At 36.4% G+C, this 20325-nt stretch carries 13 protein-coding genes; 8 read left to right on the forward strand and 5 right to left on the reverse strand.

Annotated elements, in window-relative coordinates; genetic code table 11:
* The gene (locus M2306_RS09365; RefSeq protein ID WP_259189902.1) at positions 1–3249 is read right to left on the reverse strand and encodes a hypothetical protein; all 3249 of its coding nucleotides are present in this window, start codon (positions 3247–3249) and stop codon (positions 1–3) included.
* A 2-nt stretch (positions 3250–3251) separates the two neighbouring features.
* The gene (locus M2306_RS09370; RefSeq protein WP_259189891.1) at positions 3252–4802 is read right to left on the reverse strand and encodes a T9SS type A sorting domain-containing protein; all 1551 of its coding nucleotides are present in this window, start codon (positions 4800–4802) and stop codon (positions 3252–3254) included.
* Between the two features lie 458 nt (positions 4803–5260).
* Here M2306_RS09370 and M2306_RS09375 point away from each other — a divergent pair, with 458 nt between their 5' ends.
* The 3 genes from M2306_RS09375 (at position 5261) to M2306_RS09385 (ending at position 8089) form a co-directional block, all read left to right on the forward strand.
* Positions 5261–6439 (forward strand): SH3 domain-containing protein, encoded by a 1179-nt coding sequence (locus M2306_RS09375; protein ID WP_259189889.1) that lies wholly within the window; start codon positions 5261–5263, stop codon positions 6437–6439.
* Positions 6440–6497: 58 nt separating this feature from the next.
* Positions 6498–7316, forward strand: coding sequence for a 3-methyl-2-oxobutanoate hydroxymethyltransferase (panB, locus tag M2306_RS09380; RefSeq protein ID WP_002991009.1), 819 nt, complete (start codon positions 6498–6500; stop codon positions 7314–7316).
* A 77-nt stretch (positions 7317–7393) separates the two neighbouring features.
* On the forward strand, positions 7394–8089 hold the full coding sequence (locus M2306_RS09385) for an RluA family pseudouridine synthase (protein ID WP_002991007.1): 696 nt from the start codon (positions 7394–7396) through the stop codon (positions 8087–8089).
* A gap of 404 nt (positions 8090–8493) precedes the next feature.
* On the opposite strand, the gene M2306_RS09390 is transcribed toward M2306_RS09385, so the two are convergent.
* A complete protein-coding gene (locus M2306_RS09390) occupies positions 8494–9204 on the reverse strand; it encodes a YebC/PmpR family DNA-binding transcriptional regulator (protein WP_115089694.1) in 711 nt (236 codons plus the stop codon).
* A 99-nt stretch (positions 9205–9303) separates the two neighbouring features.
* The gene (gene gcvT, locus M2306_RS09395; RefSeq protein ID WP_002991000.1) at positions 9304–10386 is read right to left on the reverse strand and encodes a glycine cleavage system aminomethyltransferase GcvT; all 1083 of its coding nucleotides are present in this window, start codon (positions 10384–10386) and stop codon (positions 9304–9306) included.
* A gap of 241 nt (positions 10387–10627) precedes the next feature.
* Between gcvT and M2306_RS09400 the strand changes: the two genes are divergently transcribed.
* The 3 genes from M2306_RS09400 to M2306_RS09410 all read left to right on the forward strand — a co-directional run bounded on the left by M2306_RS09400 (position 10628) and on the right by M2306_RS09410 (position 14026).
* Entirely contained in the window at positions 10628–10933 is a 306-nt protein-coding gene (locus M2306_RS09400; RefSeq protein WP_002990997.1) for a DUF6804 family protein, read from the forward strand.
* Positions 10934–12365: 1432 nt separating this feature from the next.
* Positions 12366–13223 (forward strand): KPN_02809 family neutral zinc metallopeptidase, encoded by an 858-nt coding sequence (ypfJ, locus tag M2306_RS09405; protein WP_259189880.1) that lies wholly within the window; start codon positions 12366–12368, stop codon positions 13221–13223.
* Between the two features lie 20 nt (positions 13224–13243).
* Complete coding sequence (locus M2306_RS09410) at positions 13244–14026, forward strand: DUF2189 domain-containing protein (protein ID WP_259189877.1); 783 nt, start codon at positions 13244–13246, stop codon at positions 14024–14026.
* A 117-nt stretch (positions 14027–14143) separates the two neighbouring features.
* Here the strand turns inward: M2306_RS09410 and M2306_RS09415 are convergent, their stop codons facing one another.
* Positions 14144–15652 carry a YifB family Mg chelatase-like AAA ATPase gene (locus M2306_RS09415; protein ID WP_259189875.1) on the reverse strand — a complete coding sequence of 503 codons (1509 nt, stop codon included), beginning with the start codon at positions 15650–15652 and terminating at the stop codon, positions 14144–14146.
* Positions 15653–15960: 308 nt separating this feature from the next.
* Between M2306_RS09415 and M2306_RS09420 the strand changes: the two genes are divergently transcribed.
* Positions 15961–17118: an efflux RND transporter periplasmic adaptor subunit gene (locus M2306_RS09420; protein WP_115089688.1), complete on the forward strand. Its 1158-nt coding sequence runs from the start codon at positions 15961–15963 to the stop codon at positions 17116–17118.
* Between the two features lie 48 nt (positions 17119–17166).
* Positions 17167–20316, forward strand: a complete 3150-nt coding sequence (locus M2306_RS09425; RefSeq protein WP_259189873.1) for an efflux RND transporter permease subunit — start codon at positions 17167–17169, stop codon at positions 20314–20316.
* Positions 20317–20325 lie beyond the last annotated feature (9 nt).

Consider the following 20325-nt stretch of genomic DNA (forward strand, 5'->3'; position numbering starts at 1 on the left):
CTATTGATTATTTTTATAATTGTATTCGTATTCTTCGATAATATTCCCTTTGTTGTCTTTTATCGCTTTTAAACGATTAAAAGAGTCATATTCATAGGACATACTACTGCCTTTGGGATCTGTCATTTTCGTAATCCCCACTAAAGGTTTGTGCTCATAAGTGGTAATCAAAGCGTCTTTTAAAGCAGCATTCGTTCTCAAACTATTGAGTTGCGTCAATTTGGTTTCATTGATCGTAACTAAATTGGCGATGCTAACACCCAATGCGCTCGCTACTTGTTCTTTGGTTGCATTTTGAATCCGAGCAAGCAGAAGCGTTTGTCCATACCCATAGAGATAAACAGTTTTACTTCCACTTTTATCTTCTGTTTCTTGAACATTAGCGTAACGATCATAATAAGTAACTGCTAAATTGGTAGGAAAGAAACTTTGTTCTCCTTTACTCACTATCTGCGTAGTAAATAAGGATTTATTGTTCCATAACTTATAGATATTACGCGTACTACCTTGCCAGGTATTATCTTTGTAAATACCCGTTTGAATTAATTGGGCAGGGCTATGGTCATTTTGTTTTTTAAGTTTACTAATTCCATGATAAACATCAGCAGAAAGTGGGTCTCCTGGCAAACTTACTTGAGAAACTACATCGTCAGGATAAAAATAACGTTCTACTATAGTAGCAGTAGGCGTTTCTATTGTTGTTTCTGTTTTCTGATAATGGTGAGGGCTCATGTAGTCAAAAGTTTGCTTCTCTTCTATCGATTTTGTTCCTTCATACTTAGTTGAGACCACTGATTTCAGATAGTTTCTAAATGAATTTATCTCATATTTTGTATATCCAATATGCTTAATATTCAAGGGATTGATATTCGTTCCATTATTTATATAACCCGTTGTAGACATGTAGTTAATACGGGCAGACAACCCTCTAACAACCAATCTGTTAGATTTATTCTCTTCATATGTATAAACTTCACTAAGCACCTTTTCTTTCTTTTCATTAAAAACATGTTTCTCAAATAAAAGACCATGATGCCAATCAGACCTAGTCCACTTTGGAGGTCCAGAAAAACCATTTGTTATACAGCGAAATCCCATCATACCATGGTCCAAGTGATATTTATACTGCGTCATTGAACTAGAAGAATCACTATATTGTATTTGTTCTACAACACTGCCATAAGCTACCCTTCCGTCTCCAATAGGATCATTCAACGATAAAAGACTATTTGAAAAAACAGTGGTTGACGGATTATAAATGGGATAAGGAAACGTCCCTCCACTACTACACAACGTTAGTTCTTCACCACTTGCTACATATACATATGTATTAAAATAATTACTTCCTGAGGATTTTCCTGTATCTAAATCCGTATACCTATATCTTTTCGTAATTGCTAATTCATTATCAGCAGTATATGACTCTATACTACTCACACTGATACCATTAAGCGCTAGCTCTTTTTCAACAATGGTATCATTAGATGCTTTATATTTTATTCCTATTACTCCTACTCTGTCATTCTTAAAACCAGTATAAAATCCCTCTAATTTATACTTGGTAAAAGGATCTACTTGAAGTTTTCTCACCACTAATTGATGTACTTTTTCTGTTGTTAAACGAGAATAAGCCTGAACATATCTACCTGATCCTTTAGGACTTTCTTTCATTAGATTAAAATAATACCCCTCCTGATCAATAGGATATTCCGTACCTCCTGGATTATAATTCGGATCATAAAAACCTAAACTCAACTCTGCTTCTACACTAGATTCATCCAAAGTTTTAAAATATACTGGTTCAGGTCGACTACCATACATTAAACTCATTGAAGCTATTCCATATTTCGCAGGTATAAGTTCACCGTCCACTACACTATTGGGTTGATAGGAAAACGTCGTATACCCCTTAGTTGGGAAAATTATTTTTTTTAATAGTCCTGCAACAATAGCATATGTATCTGTATACTTGTTCCCTACACTAACCTGAGGATGCTTTTCATACCCTAAATTACGATCTTTAATTAACATCCAATTGCTAATAGGATCTGGAAAATCACCGCGATCCCTACTGTTATATCCCCAAGCATCTTTATTACCAAATCTTTCATTAAGTCCTTCTGGATTATAATATTCGAATTCATACTGATGATTAGGTGCTAGGAATTGCACTTTATTTAAAAATGTTCTTCTATTTCTTGTGGAGACATAGTCTAACTTGATATGTTCCACTGTTTGCATTGCTTGATTTTGAACCACAACAGCTGAAATTAATCTAGGTTCTTCATTTATATGACCAATAATATTAGGTCGACTATACTCTTGTTTAAACAAAACTTCTCCATAATGGGAATTATTACTATAAATACGAGACAAAACAGCAGTTTTCATATTAGTATATACTGTATTCATTGCATACTCCCATTTTTCCTTTGGTGCTCCACTATTACCAGTGCAAGTATTTTCTATTTTAATCTTCTTAATTGAATGGCTTGCTTTTTGGAGATAAGAAAAACGATCGTCTGTATATTCAAAATAAACCACAGTCCCTTTAGGTGAAGTGATTGACTTTAAATACCAAGCAGTAACAGCACTATCGTACGAATAATCATATTCTGTAGTCGTCACTTCTCGTTGATCAAAAACATAGGTTACTCCTCGCTCATCGCGTACGGTAAAATAGTAGTTCTGATCCGTTCCTTTCAGCATTCTTATCTCTAAATCTTCTTGTTTCAACAATAACACCTGTTTATTGTCATCTAGAGTAAATTGCCCACTTCGTCCTAAAAAGTTAAATAGAAACAAGTCGGGTTCTGTATCTAATAAACCAGTCCTTGAATTATGGTAAACATAGTTCACCATTTCCTGATCATCACAGTATGCATCGGGCGGCAACTTATTGGATCTCCTTTCATCGGCTTTGCCATTTACCACTCGGGTAATCACACCACCACCATTGAGCACCCAGCCAATGCCCACATTATTCTCTGCTTGATCAACCTTGATTCCATTAGAGGAATAACTCAACGTAATAGGCACAACTAAATCATTGGCCTTGTAGTTATACAACTCAATCTGTTCTTGGACCGTACCAGTAAACATACCAATACTGTGTTGTCCATAGCTTCCCAACGAATAAGAGGTTGAAGAAGGTAAAATCAGATTCAACTCATTTTTAACCTCTTCCTGACTAAAAGAGAAGTGTATTCCTCCTAAAATAAATGCTACTAAAAAAACTATCTTTTTCATTTTTATCTTCTTACCACGTTAATACTTCCACTTTCCGTATCCGTTTTCACCCAAATGATATAGGTCCCTCGAGATAGCGCTGTTAAATCAACAGGTTCCGTTTGATACTCAATCGCTCTGCTTTGCAACAAGCGTCCACCTAAATCGTATACTTCCATTTTTCCTGTGGTATAGGCAAAATTCATGACGATATTCGAAAAACCAGTCGTTGGGTTGGGAAAGGCCTCCAATGTAATACGTGTAGGCTCTTCTCTTTCCTTCTCCTCTGGTTCTACTTTGACAATCCAAAAGTCATTCCCTCCTTTTTGTGCAGCCTTCACCTTACTCTTTTCACCATTAGACGTACCTGCAAAAACATACCCTCCATCGCGGGTTTGAATCACTTTGGTCAACACATCGTTTCCCTTGCTGCTGATGGATTTCTCCCAAGCAACACTGCGTTCTCCATCCAAGCGAGTACCTAAATATTCAAAGGTTGATGCCTTTTCTATACTAGCGATACTACTCCCACCTAAAAAGAATTCTCCCTTAGGATTTACAAAACCATTGGTTAAGATATTATAATCCCCATAGCTATATACAAATGATTCGACTTCGCTGCCGCGTTCATCTACTTGAACCAGCCAATAGTCTAACTGACTTTCTTGTTTGCTGGTTTTACTTCCCGATACGTCTGAATTAGACATGCCAAATAACGCATAACCTCCGTCTTTTACTTGTTGAATTTCTTTTAGTTCCTCTTCTTGTGCTCCACCATAGGTGCGTTGCCATTGCTCTTTTCCTGTGGCATCTAACTGAATCAACCAATAATCCATGCCTCCATAAGCTTCAGCTGTTTTATTGCCACTGCGAGGAGAATTCGATTGAGCACCAATAAGTAAACCTCGATTGGTTGTTTCAATGATATCAATCCCTACTTCTTTATATTCTCCGCCATAGCTCTTCTGCCATAAAATAGTTCCCTGTGCATTTAATCGCAAAACCCACAGGTCCATCCCTCCATAATAAGGAGCGGTCTTATCACCCGACACAATGGAATTACTATTGGCTAGCACGGCATAATCTCCACCTTTTAAGGCAATTACCTTGACGATTTCCTCCGTTCCTATTCCGCCATAACTGCGTTGCCATTCGATTGTCTTGGCTGCATTGAGCTTCACCAACCACAAATCTTCCTTACCCTTATTTTCTTGTATTTTATCCCCTGATATTCCAGAGGTAGACGTAATGCCCAATAAAAAACCACCATCTGCCGTATGGCAAATGCTGTGCAAATAATCATTTCCATCACCGCCTAAGCGATATTGCCATTCTTGGGCGCCATCCTCTTTCATCTTCCACAACCAAGCATCGATATTCCCACGGCGCTTCGCTTTGATATCTCCACCTTCATTGGATAACGAACTCCCCGCTAACAAAAAACCATAATCGGCGGTTGGTAACACATCAAATAGGTATTCTGAATGGGCACTACCCAACGTCTGTTCCCATTTTATTTTTTGACTAAATCCTAGCATAGGGATCAAGGTAACAAGTAGTAGTTTTATTTTCATATACAATTCAAATTTCATTAATCAAACTCATTATCAACAACTTACATTTTAATTAAATCATCTAACAAACTTTGTTCTTTACAAAAGTAATTATTTAAAACAATATTTAGTTAAATTATATAATTTTAACATTAATTACACAATATAACTTAAATAAAAATAAATAATACTTAATAAAAAATCTCATTAAGAGAATATAATTAATTAAAAAATTACATTTTAAAGGTATTCGTAGATTAGCACTATACTTTACTTCGCAAGCTATTTTTATTTCATGATGAGAATAAATATCCCTTTTCAAAATATTAAAATCTTTTTACTCTGACTATTTCTCTCCCCTACTTCCTCCCTAGAAATAGTGAAATTCAGCCCTACTTTGCATTTTTCTATTTTCAGCTTTATTTTTTTTATCAATTTTACATCCTCAATTAAACCTATATTGAATAACAGAACACCGTATGAAAACACTCGTTCAAGCCTTATTATTATGTTGCTCATTACAAGCTGCAGCACAATCTACTACCTTGTATACTACCAAACCTACAGAAGCCTATAAAGACAAAGCGGCGACTCAGAAGGCAGGGATTTTTATTTCTAATGCACATCTTTCTTACTATGAGAAAATTAACAAACGCTTAGTACAGATTGACCGTGATTATGAGAACCCCATTTATATTGTGGATACCCAAAACCTAAAAGAATACTATACCGAAGATTCGCCAGCAGCACCTGCTCCAATTATTGAAATGGATGAGTACTATGGATCTCCTCACCTTTTCACAACTGTAGCGGGATTAAAGGTGCGCGAATACCCAAGTAGTACTGCTAGTGTATTGGGAACAGTCTTAATTGGAACGGCAGTACCGATTGAGTTTTATCCGTATGATAAAAATGCATGGGTGCCAATTTCGTATAAAGATGGATATGGTTATGTAGCAGTACAATATTTAGGTGAACGCCCTGTGATGAGTGAGTTGATCCAAGCGTACAAAGGGGCAACCGAAGTGAATGAACAACGCAAATACGCGGAGCGCATCTTAGAATTAGGTTGGAATAGTGAAGACAAAGAAACACAAAAGGCCATTCAGCTTTATATCGACTTTGCAACAAAACAAGATGAAACGGAAAAAGTAGAATTATTGAAAATGCAATTGGAAGTATTTAAATCCATGCCTAAAGTGGGTGATTCCTCTAAAGTGAACAAAATGGTGAAGAAAAAGCAATTTGGCTTTGCTTTAAACGGAAAAGTTGAACCCATAGACGACGGTTTTGATATCGATTGGATTCACAACTACTTAGGGTATCCGATTGATGAATCTTCCAATTTAGAAGATTGCGCCTTGGGGGACTATGAATCTAACTCCTACTTTAATTCGGCTGAATTTATCACGCATGACCTTGACCACACCTATAAGGTAAGAAAAATGGACATGCTCAATAAAAATGGTTTTATCCTAGATAATCACTTGTTGGAACAGTATACGACAGAAACACTTTTCCTAAAATTAGCCAAGGGATTAATCACGACAATTGATCCAATTGAACATACTTATTACATTGCGGTGGAGGATGTACTCTACAGTTTTGAGTTTCGCAATAATGAATTATTACGAGTAGAATTGATTTATTTCTGCTAAATTTTTTATTTCAAGTCTTTTTACTCTACATTTACGAGGAATTACAAAATAAACAACAATGTCAGTAGCAAAGAAAGATTATAAAAAAGTGACTACTAAGTCGCTGATTGATATGAAAGCCAATGGAGAAAAAATATCAATGCTTACTTGTTATGATTACTCAATGGCCAAGGTTTTAGAAGCTGGTGGAATTGATGTCATGTTAGTTGGAGATTCTGCTAGTAATGTAATGGCAGGACACGAAACAACATTGCCGATCACACTAGATCAAATGATATACCATGCACAATCGGTTGTACGAGGTGCAGATAGAGCTTTAATTGTAGTGGATTTACCTTTTGGTTCTTACCAATCTGATCCTAAAGAGGCATTGCGTTCTTCTATTCGAATTATGAAAGAAAGTGGCGCACATGCAGTAAAAATGGAAGGTGGTATTGAAATCAAAGAAGGAATCAAACGCATTTTAGAGGCGGGTATTCCTGTAATGGGGCATTTAGGTTTAACTCCTCAGTCCATTTATAAATTTGGAACGTACACCGTTAGAGCCAAAGAAGAGGAAGAGGCAGAACAGTTGATGAAAGACGCTAAAATGCTAGAAGAAATCGGATGTTTTGCTGTTGTATTAGAAAAAATTCCAGCTACATTAGCGAAAAAAGTAGCAGAAAGCATTTCGATTCCTGTTATTGGTATCGGAGCTGGTAATGGGGTGGATGGACAAGTATTGGTTATACATGATATGATTGGATTAACACACGAATTCAACCCTAAATTCTTACGTCGTTATTTAAACATTTTTGATCAGATGAAAGATGCTGTTGCACAATATGTTGACGATGTAAAAGCAGTGGATTTCCCTAATGAAAATGAACAGTACTAAACTGTTTTTTTGCAAAATATACTTTCAAAAATATCCTTTTACATCTAAAAGGATATTTTTGTTTTAAAATTCATCGTATGAAAGTTGTTTCTACTCCAGATAATTTACAAATCTTACACGAAGACAATCACCTCATCGTGATCAATAAACGCGTGGGTGATTTAGTTCAAGGGGATCAAACGGGAGATATGCCTTTAAGTGATATCATCAAATTGTATTTAAAGAAAAAGTACAATAAACCAGGAGAAGCTTATTTAGGTGTGGTACATCGCTTGGATCGTCCTACATCGGGAATTGTGGTATTTGCCAAAACATCCAAAGCCTTGACGCGTTTGAACGAATCTTTTAAAAATAGAGAAACGAAGAAAACGTATTGGGCTGTTGTAAAAGATGCTCCTCCTAAAGTAGAAGATACTTTAGAGCATTTTTTAGTCCGAAACCCAAAGAATAACACCTCTAAAGCGCATAATAAAGAGGTTTCCAATAGTAAAAAAGCTAAATTGACTTATCGTTTGTTCCATCAATTGAAAACGTATTCTGCTTTAGAAATTGATTTACACACGGGACGTCATCACCAAATACGCTGCCAATTAGCTGCAGTAGGTTGTCCTATTAAGGGGGATTTAAAGTATGGGGCTGATCGAAGCAATCCAGACGGCGGAATTCACCTACACGCACGTTCGTTAACGTTTACTCATCCTGTAACGAAAGAAATCCTGACGATCGTAGCTCCAACACCAGAAGATGTGATTTGGAATGAAATTAGTAAGTGATGGGTTGTGAGGTTTGTTTTTTGTGAGGTTTGTTTTTTGTGAGGTTTGTGCTTTGTGAGGTTTGTGCTTTGTGAAGTTGCAAGATTAGCAGAAATAGAAGGATTATTCCTTTTTTATAAGGAATTACCAGTCCTATCGCGCTCACGAATTGCATGTCTCCCTGACGCAGGAAGGGTCGCATCCAGCGCTCTTACCACGCTATGGAGCAACTAATCGGAGTATTATTGTATTTTTTGTGCTTTGTGAGGTTTGTTTTTTGTGAGGTTTGTTTTTTGTGAGGTTTGTGCTTTGTGAAGCGATGAGCAAAACTCACTCATACCCCCTAACCCATAACATAACCATAACCCATTTCCATAAAAAAAGCTTCCCTAGGGAAGCTTTTGATATATCCAGAAGAAAGGAGATTACGCCATCGTTGTGAAAACGTTTTGAACGTCATCGTCTTCTTCAATTTTTTCTAATAATTTATCCACATCTGCTTGTTCAGCTTCTGTTAATTCTTTTGTAACTTGTGGAATACGGTCAAATCCTGAAGATAAGATTTCAATATTTCTACTTTCTAGTTCTTTTTGAATTGCACCAAAGCTTTCAAAAGGAGCATAAATCATTACTCCATCCTCATCTTCAAAAATTTCATCAATACCATAATCAATTAACTCCAATTCAAATTCTTCTAAATCTCTATTGGCGTCTGCTGGTATTCTAAAGTTACAAGTATGATCAAACATAAACTCTACTGAACCAGATGTTCCTAATGTACCATTGCATTTATTAAAGTAACTTCTAATATTAGCAACTGTACGGTTATTGTTATCTGTAGCACATTCAATTAAGAAAGCAATTCCATGAGGACCATAGCCTTCAAATATTACTTCTTTATAATTTTCGGTGTCTTTATCTGTAGCACGTTTTATTGCACGCTCAACGTTTTCTTTCGGCATATTAGCTGCCTTAGCGTTTTGCATAACTGCACGTAAGCGAGAGTTTGTTTCTGGGTTAGGTCCACCTTCTTTAATAGCCATTACAATGTCCTTACCAATTCTCGTAAACGTTTTTGCCATAGCAGACCAACGTTTTAGCTTACGTCCTTTTCTAAATTCAAACGCTCTTCCCATAATAATTTATAACTTGATTTAATAATGCAAAAATAAAAGATAAAAAAAATATATCATAAAAAAGAGGGGCTTATTTTAAGCCCCTAGTTTTTGATTCCATTATTTTTTGTAAAACGGTGTTTTTACCACTTTTGCTTCAACATCGTTTTTTCTAATTCTAATGTAGATTGTACTACCTTCAGCAGCATGTGCTAAGGTTACATACCCCATTCCGATTCCCTTTCCTAAAGAAGGAGACATCGTTCCTGAAGTAACTTTTCCAATTACAGCTCCTGTTGCATCCACAATTTCGTAATCGTGTCTTGGAATACCTTTTTCTACCAATTCAAATCCTACTAATTTGTTTTGTAGTCCTGCTTCTTTTTGAGCTTTTAAGATATCTGCACTAATGAAGTCCTTAGTGAATTTAGTAACCCATCCTAATCCTGCTTCTAGAGGAGAGATTTCATCGTTTAGCTCATTTCCATATAAGCAATATCCCATTTCTAAACGCAAAGTATCACGTGCTGCTAATCCAATAGGTTTGATTCCCCAGTTTGCACCAGCTTCAAATACTTTGTTCCAAATCATTTCGATATCTTCGTTTTTCGCGTAGATTTCAAATCCTCCTGAACCAGTATATCCTGTTGCAGAAATTACTACGTCTTTTGCTCCAGCAAAAGTATCGATGGTAAAGTTGTAAAATTTAAGATCAGTTAAGTTCACTGAGGTTAAGCTTTGCATTGCTTCAACAGCTTTAGGCCCCTGAATAGCTAAAATAGAGTAGCCGTCAGATAAGTTTTCAAGTGTTGCATTTACATCATTATGTTGGTTGATCCACGTCCAATCTTTATCGATATTCGATGCATTTACCACCATTAGATATTCATTCTCATTGATTCTATAGGTAATGATATCGTCGATTACTCCTCCTTTTTCATTTGGAAAATAACAGTATTGTGCTTTTCCATCTACCAACGTAGAAGCATCATTAGAAGTAACTTTTTGGATTAATGGCAACGCATTCGGACCCGAAATTTTGAAAATCCCCATGTGAGATACATCAAATACCCCTACACCGTTTCTTACTGTCTCGTGTTCTGCATTTACACCTTCATATTGAACAGGCATTGAAAATCCTGCAAATGGAACCATTTTAGCTCCTAAACCTTCGTGAATGTGATTTAAAGTTACTTGTTTCATCGTGTTGTATATCAATTTTAATAATAGCGCTAAAGTAAACTAATTTTATTGGATTTGAAAGCGGGAATTTATATTCAATAAAAGCACACTGATCTTGTGTTTTTTACAAGGTAGTTAAGATAAAATTTAATAGTTTATGGACTATTTGCGTATTTTTTTTGAATTTTTGAAATCTTTTTTTGAGCTTGGTTTTCAGCTTGTTAGGTTGTATCTTTGCAGTAGATTTAAAAGAAACAAAACTATGGAAAAAGGATTAAAAATAGGCGCAATGTTATTGTTATTAGCAGGTATGCTAAGCTTGCCAAAAGATTTTTATGAATTGACAAAATTCATTTTGATTGCATTATTCGGTATCCTAGCTTACAATTCACATGTGGAAGCAAATATTAAAGGTACTGGACTTTATATTGCCTTAATCATCTTGTTTCAACCTTTCGTTCCAATTCCATTTGGAGCTACAGTTTGGATGGTGATCCACGGTGCAATTATTGCGTTTCTAGGAGTAACTTTATTCGCTCCTAAAAGTAAGCTTCGCAAAGCTATTTAATGAAAAGTTAATATACAAGAAATATTTATAAAATTTTAGTCTATCCAAAAATCTTGGGTAGACTTTTTTTATGGGGTTAAACCTACTAAAACCGCACAATTATAAGGGAAGTAAATGTTTTTGACTAAACGTATGGAATTATAATGCGAAAACAGTATATCCGGAATGTTTTATTAATATTTAGATTTTTTAATAATTTTTATATTAAAATATTTGATTATTAATTTTTTTTAGTATCTTGCATAGGGTAAATAAATGTATTACTGTATTTTTTATTAGTTGTTAAAATTAGTATTCAGTGTTTCTTCTTACTTTGTGGGGACTTGGTTTAAGATTAAAAACGAATACGAAAGAAATTAAAAAGGGTTGCTTTTCAGCAACCCTTTTTTTAGTTTACAGTGGATGGTTTATAAATTTTTCTTTAATCGATAAATTTCATAACCAATCATTGCTCATCAGTTCGCAAATTGTTTACCTCTTAGTTAGGGATTATAGTAGCTTTGTTCGACATTCCTTGGACAATGCTTGGAGTATACTAGGAAAACAGGCCTTTTTGTCGAAGGAATGTCCAAGGAGACTTGAAGAAGAGTTGAAGAAGAGGCGATGAGAGGGTGTGGCGATGAGCAACCCTTTCTTTTTTAAAGGGTAAAAAAGAAACAAAACCCCTTCAACTAACCCAAATAAAGGTCAAATTAGTTTTTAAGGCTGAAAATAAAAGAACTCGCTACGCTCAAACACCTTTTATTTTTACAGCCTTTTCAAACATTTGACGCTCTTTATTTGACTTACGTTGGGGCTAAATTGTCTTTTGTAAAGGTATTTTACGCTTTTAAGTAAATTGGTTTTGTATTGTTTGCTAGGTCGCTTTTTTGTTTTTTGTTAAGTTGTAGGTTTATCGATTAAAGACGATTTGCAAAAAAGCAAGCCTCACCGCCTCACAAAGAGCCCCCCTTTCTTTTTTAAAGGGTAAAAAAGAAACAAAAACCCCTTCAACTACCCCAAATAAAGGTCAAATTAGTTTTTAAGGCTGAAAATAAAAGAACTCGCTTCGCTCAAACACCTTTTATTTTTACAGCCTTTTCAAACATTTGACGCTCTTTATTTGACTTACGTTGGGGCTAAATTGTCTTTTGTAAAGGTGTTTTACGCTTTTAAGTAAATTGGTTTTGTATTGTTTGCTAGGTCGCTTTTTTGTTTTTTGTTAAGTTGTAGGTTTATCGATTAAAGACGATTTGCAAAAAAACCTCTCGCAAAAAATCAACCTCACCTTCTCACCCCCTCACCTTCTCACCCCCTCACCTTCTCACCCCCTCACCATCTCACCTTCTCACCTTCTCACCATCTCACCTTCTCACCTTCTCACCTCTTCACTCATCCCCCCTTTCCACTAAGCTATTTTTTTCATACATTTACGAGAAAATCCAGAATCCGTATGAAATGGGAAAATCTCAGAGAAAGTAAAAATGTCCGAGACAATCGAGGAAAATCGATGGTTGGAAAAACCGCATTAGGCGGAGGTTTAATTGGTATTATTGCCATGCTTCTTGTTATTTTTGGAGGCGAAACGGGACAACAAATTGCACCAGTCTTAGAGCAATTGAATCAAGGCGGACAAACAACGGAACAAACAGAAACAAGAACCCTTGCATCCGAAGAAGTTAAAATGGGTAAAATGGTTTCCTTTATCGTTGGAAGTACGGAAGATGTTTGGCATGATATTTTTGATCAAATGGGGCAAATCTACCAAGAACCTACCCTCATACTATTTGATGATCAAGTGCAAACTGAATGTGGAAATGCGCAAGCTAGCGTAGGCCCTTTCTACTGTCCTGCGGATCAAACCGTCTATATGGATTTGCGATTCTTCGAGGAATTACACCAACGTTTCGGTGCGGAGAAAGGCGATTTCGCGATTGCTTATGTCATTGCACATGAAATTGGACACCACGTACAGAATTTATTGGGCACGAATACCAAAGTATGGGAGCAACAACAACGACTGAGTAAAAAAGAAGCCAATAAATTATCCGTTGCCCAAGAACTACAAGCTGATTTCTATGCTGGTGTTTGGGCTAAACACGTTCAAAAATACCTAGAACCCAAAGATATTGATATTGCCTTAAGCGCTGCACAAGCTGTTGGAGACGATGCCATTCAAAAAAGAGTAACCGGACAAGTTAATCCTGATTCCTTTACCCACGGTACCTCTAAACAACGCAAAGAATGGTTCATGAAAGGATATCAAACAGGTGATATCAAACAAGGCAATACATTCGATTTTATCAAATAACAATTCACTATAAAACCATAATGACTAATTTAAAACAAACGATTCAAAAAATTCTACATGAAGGATATGATTTCCAACCTTTTCTAATAATGAGAGAGGCGGCAACCTACTATAAAAAAACCATTTTACTTGTTGTTGTCAGTCTATTACTTGCTTTCTTTGTTGCTTCTTTCTTGGGGTCTATTGCCTTAACGCAAATCATAGACATCAATGAAACTGCAACACCAGCCGAAATTCAAGAAAAACTAATTGAATTGACTGGCAAGCTAACACAACCTCCATTGTTGTATACTTATTTGCTTTTTGCAGTCTTATTTTCGGCTTTATCTAGCGTGCTCATTGCAGGATTTTACAAGATAAACGCAGAAGCAGCACTAGGACAAACTCCGCGTTTTATCAGTGTTTTTAAATATTTTTTCAATTTAAAAGGAGCTTATGTTTTTGTTGCACAAGGGTTGATTACTTTGTTCTTTACGGCATTCTCTGTCTTGCTGAAAGAATATCAATTGGAAATGGTTTCCATCATTATCAATTGGTTAATTAATATCTTAACGATATTCGCTACTCCTTTGATTATTTTTGGTCGTATGTCTCCTTTTGCTGCAATCAAAACGAGTATTCAAGTTGTTAATAAACAACCCATTCCCATTATACTAACAGTAGTATTGAATTATTTCTTAGTATTTTCAGGTCTATTTTTCTTCCTTGTAGGAATTTTAATCACCTTACCTTACTTATTCTCTATCTACTTTACCTTGTATAAACAGATTATAGGTTACAACTTAGAGGAAGCGAAAGTTTAATTCACACCTTCCTTCATCCCTTATACAAATGCCTCACTTCGATTGAATGTGAGGCATTTTTGATTTGTGAATAGACTTGAGATCCATGGATCAAAACCATCCTTCTCGATCCAAACTTCAATATTGTATCGCTTCGGCGATGTGATGTGCTTCTATTTTATCTACATGTTCCAGGTCAGCAATGGTTCTTGCTACTTTTAAAATTCGATCATACGCACGTGCAGACAGGTTCAATCGGTCCATGGCTGTCTTTAGGAGTTTTAGCGATTCCGCATCTAGGTTGCAATACTCCCGCAATAAGGGAGTGGTCATTTGTGCATTATAATGGATTCCTTTATAAGGTGTAAAGCGCACGCTTTGTTGCTTTCTAGCCGCAATCACCCGTTGGCGAATAGCTAGGCTGGGTTCTGCTAATTGTTTATCTGCTAATTTTTCAAAAGGAACCGGGTTGACTTCAATATGAAGGTCGATGCGATCCAGCAACGGACCAGATATTTTATTCATATAGCGCTGCATTTCTGCTTGGGTTGATTGTACCCTAGACCCAGGTTCATGAAAATAACCACTCGGACTGGGATTCATACTCGCCACAAGCATAAAAGAAGACGGATATGTAATGGTAAATTTGGCACGCGAAATTGTCACCTCCCGATCTTCTAGGGGTTGTCGCATCACCTCCAATACCTCGCGTTTAAATTCGGGAAGTTCATCTAAAAACAACACCCCGTTATGTGCAAGAGAAATCTCTCCGGGTTGAGGATAACTCCCCCCTCCTACCAAAGCCGCTGATGATGCCGTATGGTGGGGATTGCGAAACGGACGCACGCGAATTAAGCCTTTGTCTTTTGCTTTGCCTACCACACTGTGTATTTTGGTGGTTTCTAATGCCTCATCTAAGGTCATAGGTGGTAAAATACTCGCCAATCGCTTTGCCAACATCGTCTTCCCGGACCCCGGTGGTCCAATCAGAATAATATTATGTCCTCCTGCAGCAGCAATTTCCATGGCCCTTTTAATACTTTCTTGTCCTTTGACATCCTTAAAATCTCGGTCGAGCATTTCCTCTTGATTCAACATATCACTTTCAAAGTCTAGTTGATACGGATCCAGTCCGCATTTTCCCTCAAAAAAATCAATTACCTCGCTAATATGATCTACCCCATAAACTGCTAACCCATCTACGACAGCCGCTTCTTTTTGATTGTCTTTGGGCAAGATAATCCCTTTAAACCCTTCTTCCTTGGCTTTAATTGCAATAGGCAAGGCGCCATTAATACTCTGCAATGTATCATCTAGAGACAATTCCCCCATCAGGGTGTAATGGGTTTCATCCAAACTCATTTTAATCTGTTCAGAAGCAATTAAAATACCCAAGGCAATCGGCAAATCATAAGCAGAACCTTCTTTTCGCATATTCGCAGGAGCGAGATTTATCGTAATTCGCTTTCCAGGTAATCGGTACCCTATATTGGCTAAAGCAGCTGCAATGCGATAAGAACTTTCCTTAATGGCATGATCAGCCAATCCTACTAAATAATACCCTACCCCATGATCGACATTTACTTCTATGGTTATCGTTGTTGCATCAATGCCAAACACAGCACTTCCAAATATTTTTGTTAACATATCTTCGCTTTATTGTTAATATTCTTTTCCTAATTTTATACTTTATCAAATTTTATTCCTAAATTGAAGGAAGTAAAAAATGTAGAGTTGTAGAACACATCCCCAATTGGCAACGTTTTTTTTATACTGTACTTTTTTTACATTTTTATTTTAAAATTGAAAAAACAAAAACAATGAATTGACAATCAACACAATACCACTTTAAAGCACGTTTATTTATGCTTTAGTTTACATTTTGGCACTCTAGTTGAATAACTAGTACTAACGAAGAAAAAGAATTCATCACCTACAACAAGTAAATTAACAGTATGAAAATGATAACAAATCGAAAAGTGTTTTTTATTGGCTTCGCAGCCATGCTTATGATTGGAACGCTAATAGCTATTAATAGTTGCAACATTGGCAATTCAAAAACATTAGATCCAAGAGAAAACGCCATTGCCTTGCCTATCATCCAAATTGATACTACAACGGCTATAACCATTAAGGATTACATCGGAAATATTGAAGGTAAAATTAATGTCGAAATCCGTCCTCAAGTTGAAGGAACTTTAGATCAGATATTTGTCGATGAGGGTGCGTATGTACACGAAGGTCAATCTTTATTTCAAATTAATCCACAACCGTATCGCGAGATTTTAAACAATATGATTGCTACAGAAAATGTGGAAAAGGCGAAATTAAAAAATGCGCAATTAGAAATCGACCGTTTAAAACCTTTGATTGACAATGAAGTAATTGCAGAAGTGCAATTAGAAACAGCGAAATCAAATTATGAAATAGCAAGAGCCTCTTTAGCCAAAGCTTCTGCTGCGGTTGCTAGTGCGCAAATTAACTTGGATTACACGACCATTAAAGCCCCTGTGAGTGGTTATATTGGTCGTATGCCTAAACGCATTGGAAACTTAGTAAGTAGAGGAGATAAAGAGCCTTTGACTGTATTGACAGACGTTAGTGAAGTATATGTGTATTTTGGGATGAGTGAATCGGATTTCCTTTATTTCACAAAAGACACTAAAAAATCAGATAGTACTCGTATTACATCTTCAGGGCAAATTTTACCCGAAGTAACGTTGATCTTAGCTGACGGACATGAATATGGAGAAAAAGGGAAAGTGGATATGGTCAATGGACAAGTAAACCGCAACACCGGTTCTATTTCTTTGCGTGCATCTTTTCCAAACTCACAAGATGTGATGCGTTCTGGAAATACAGGAACGATAAAACTACGCGAAACCAAAGCGCATGTAATTTTAGTTCCACAAGAAATGACTACAGCTATTCAAGATAAAACCTTTGTTTATCTATTAGATAAAGAGGACAAAGTAAAACTACAGTCTATCCAATTGGACGGAGTTTCAGGTACTAATTATATTGTATCAGAAGGACTTCAAATTGGCGATCGCGTAATCAAAACGGGATTCGATAAGTTAACAGAAGGAATGTATGTAAAAGCGATGAACTAATACTTCTTCTCTCCTACCTATTTTTCACCTTTACTAAAATCAAAAAATATGCTAAAGACTATTATAGATCGTCCGATACTAGCTACAGTTATTTCGATTATGTTCGTTTTACTTGGGCTAGTAGGGCTTACGTTATTACCGATTACTCGTTTTCCTGAAATTGCGCCACCTAGTGTAAGTGTATCGACCTCTTATCCTGGTGCGAATGCTGAAACAGTAGCACAAAGTGTTTTGTTGCCTATTGAAGAAGCTATCAATGGGGTGGACAACATGACCTACATCAGCTCAAAAGCTAGTAACAGTGGTTCGGGAACGATTAATGTTTTCTTCAAAGCAGGAACAGATCCTGATCAAGCAGCTGTGAACGTACAAAACCGCGTAAGTAAAGCAGCGAGTGACTTACCTTCTGAGGTAAATGAAAACGGTATTTCAGTTACGCCTCGTCAAAGTGGTAACATCATGACGATTAACTTTTACAGTGATCATCCAGAAGGCATTTACGATGAGACTTTCTTACAAGCGTATACACAGATTAACATCAACCGTGAGTTGTTGCGTGTTCCTGGTGTAGCTGCAGTAGGACGTGTTGGTGCACGTGATTACTCGATGCGTACCTGGTTAAACCCTGAGAAATTAGCTTTATATGGTTTAACTCCACAGGATGTAATTGCAGCAATCAAAGATCAAAACTTTGAAATTGCTCCAGGAAATTTTGGAGAGACTTCAGAAGAAGCCTTTGAAACGGCATTAAAACACAAGGGGAGATTTAGTCAACCGGAAGAATATGAAAATATTGTAATCAAAACGAATATCGACGGGTCCGTCTTATTATTAAAAGATGTAGCTCGCGTTGAGTTTGGTGCTTCCAATGTGGGAAGTGATAACAGTGTGAATGGTTTTCCTGGTTTAACCATGAACATTACACAAACAGCAGGATCCAATGCGAGAGAAATTGACATTGCTGTGCGTAAAGTATTAGAACGCGTGGCTCAAACCTTTCCTAAAGGCATTCATTATGAGATTAGTTATTCCGTAAAAGATCAAATTGACGAATCAATTAACCAGGTAAAAAGTACTCTTTTTGAAGCATTTTTCCTTGTTTTCATTATCGTTTATTTATTCTTACAGGATTTTAGATCTACGATTATTCCGGCTATTGCCATTCCAATTTCCTTGATTGGTACGTTATTCTTTATCTATTTAATGGGATTCTCGATCAATGTATTGACCATGTTTGCCTTAGTTCTGGCGATTGGTATTGTGGTGGATGATGCCATTGTCGTCGTCGAAGCGATTCACGAAAAGATGCATCAAACGGGATTAAAAGCCAAAGAAGCGACCATTGAAACCATGAGTGAAATTACTCGAGCGATTATCTCCATTACCTTGGTGATGTCTGCAGTATTTTTACCTGTTGGTTTTATGCAAGGTCCTGCGGGAATATTCTACAAGCAATTTGCATATACCCTCGCCTTTGCTATTTTAATTTCGGCTGTTAATGCCTTGACGTTGAGTCCAGCATTATGTGCGTTGTTTTTGAAACAACCCAAAGCAGACGAATTAGCAAAACAGAAAGAAACCAATCCAATAAAAAGAGTATCAGCTCGTTTTTTCTTTGCGTTTAACACCGCCTTTGATTCATTTACTACCAAATATGTAGCAACCATTGGCAAATTAATCCGCAATAAAAAAGTAGCTATCTCAGGATTAGTATTAATCATTGGATTAGGTGTATTCTTTTTATATAAAACACCTTCTTCATTTATTCCAAGAGAAGATGATAGTTATATTACCTATTCCTTAGCTATGCCTCCAGGAGCTTCTCTTGCGAGAACAAAAGTAGTATTAGCCAAAGCGGATAGCATTCTGAAATTGAGAACAGACATCGAAGGGATGACGGCTATTTCAGGATACAATACCATTGATGGGAATGCGAGTCCTTCTTTTGCTGTGGGGTATATCAATTTGAAACCTTATAAGAAAAGAGGAAAAATAAAAAACATCGATTTAATTATTGACGAAATTCAACAGGATTTATCGGTTATTCACGAGGCTACGTTTAATGTATTTCCTCGACCAACGATTCAAGGATTTGGGGATTTTGGGGGAATTGAATTTGTCTTGCAAGATCGATTAGGAGGAGATTTCACTTCATTTAGTCAGGCTGCAGATGGAGTCATCAAAGAATTAAATGAAAGAGAAGAAATTGGATCAGCCTTTACCTCTTTCAAAGCGAACTTTCCACAGTATTTACTTGAAATTGATTATATCAAAGCTAAATCACTAGGGGTAAGTGTAAAAGATTTAATGACAACGATTAAGAACTACTACGGAAGGGTTAAAGCGGGAGATTTCAACCGATTTGGACGTACCTACCGCGTGTATATGCAAGCTGATATTGAATACAGAGAAAGTCCACAGTCTTTCAGTTCTATTTACGTTAAGAATAAAGATGGAGAAATGTTACCTGCTAATACGCTGGTTAAATTGAAAAAAGTACTAGGACCACAAACCGTTAGTCGTTACAATTTATACAATGCAATTACGGTTAAAGTAAATCCTAGCCAAGGTTATAGTACGGGTGATGCCATGAAAGCCATTGAAGAAGTAACAGGTAAAATGCCTGGTAACTATTCGTATGAATTCACGGGAATGTCATTGGAAGAAAAAGATTCAGGGAATCAAGCGATTTTCATTTTTGCTTTGAGTATTATCTTTGTTTACTTTTTACTTTCTGCTCAATATGAAAGTTACTTATTGCCTATTGCAATTTTATTAACAGTACCTACGGGACTTTTGGGTGTGGCATTATTTGTCAATTTAGCAGGGCTTCAAAACAACATTTACGTACAAGTAGGTTTAGTGATGTTGATTGGATTATTGGCTAAGAATGCCATTTTAATTATAGAATTTGCGCTTCAACAACGTAAAAAGGGATTATCCATTGTTGAGGCTGCAACAGAAGGAGCTAAAATGAGACTTCGTCCTATTTTAATGACTTCATTTGCTTTCGTCGCTGGTCTGATACCTTTAATGTTTACCGTTGGTCCATCTGCACAAGGAAACCATTCGATTAGTTTTAGTGCAGCCGGAGGTATGCTATTTGGAGTGGCCGCAGGTATATTTATCATTCCTGTTTTATTTGTCATCTTCCAAAGTATCGATGAACGATTAAAAGCAAAATTTACTAACGATTAAAAAAAAACA

Origin of the sequence: Myroides gitamensis (assembly GCF_029894455.1) — a bacterium.
GTDB lineage: Bacteria > Bacteroidota > Bacteroidia > Flavobacteriales > Flavobacteriaceae > Flavobacterium > Flavobacterium odoratum.

Coding starts and splice junctions, on each gene's coding strand:
- panB (WP_002991009.1), top strand. CDS start 6,498: ATGTCAGTAGCAAAGAAAGATTATAAAAAAGTGACTACTAAGTCGCTG.
- M2306_RS09425 (WP_259189873.1), top strand. CDS start 17,167: ATGCTAAAGACTATTATAGATCGTCCGATACTAGCTACAGTTATTTCG.
- M2306_RS09385 (WP_002991007.1), top strand. CDS start 7,394: ATGAAAGTTGTTTCTACTCCAGATAATTTACAAATCTTACACGAAGAC.
- gcvT (WP_002991000.1), bottom strand. CDS start 10,386: ATGAAACAAGTAACTTTAAATCACATTCACGAAGGTTTAGGAGCTAAA.
- M2306_RS09400 (WP_002990997.1), top strand. CDS start 10,628: ATGGAAAAAGGATTAAAAATAGGCGCAATGTTATTGTTATTAGCAGGT.
- M2306_RS09370 (WP_259189891.1), bottom strand. CDS start 4,802: ATGAAAATAAAACTACTACTTGTTACCTTGATCCCTATGCTAGGATTT.
- M2306_RS09390 (WP_115089694.1), bottom strand. CDS start 9,204: ATGGGAAGAGCGTTTGAATTTAGAAAAGGACGTAAGCTAAAACGTTGG.
- M2306_RS09420 (WP_115089688.1), top strand. CDS start 15,961: ATGAAAATGATAACAAATCGAAAAGTGTTTTTTATTGGCTTCGCAGCC.
- M2306_RS09410 (WP_259189877.1), top strand. CDS start 13,244: ATGACTAATTTAAAACAAACGATTCAAAAAATTCTACATGAAGGATAT.
- M2306_RS09365 (WP_259189902.1), bottom strand. CDS start 3,249: ATGAAAAAGATAGTTTTTTTAGTAGCATTTATTTTAGGAGGAATACAC.
- M2306_RS09415 (WP_259189875.1), bottom strand. CDS start 15,652: ATGTTAACAAAAATATTTGGAAGTGCTGTGTTTGGCATTGATGCAACA.
- M2306_RS09375 (WP_259189889.1), top strand. CDS start 5,261: ATGAAAACACTCGTTCAAGCCTTATTATTATGTTGCTCATTACAAGCT.
- ypfJ (WP_259189880.1), top strand. CDS start 12,366: ATGAAATGGGAAAATCTCAGAGAAAGTAAAAATGTCCGAGACAATCGA.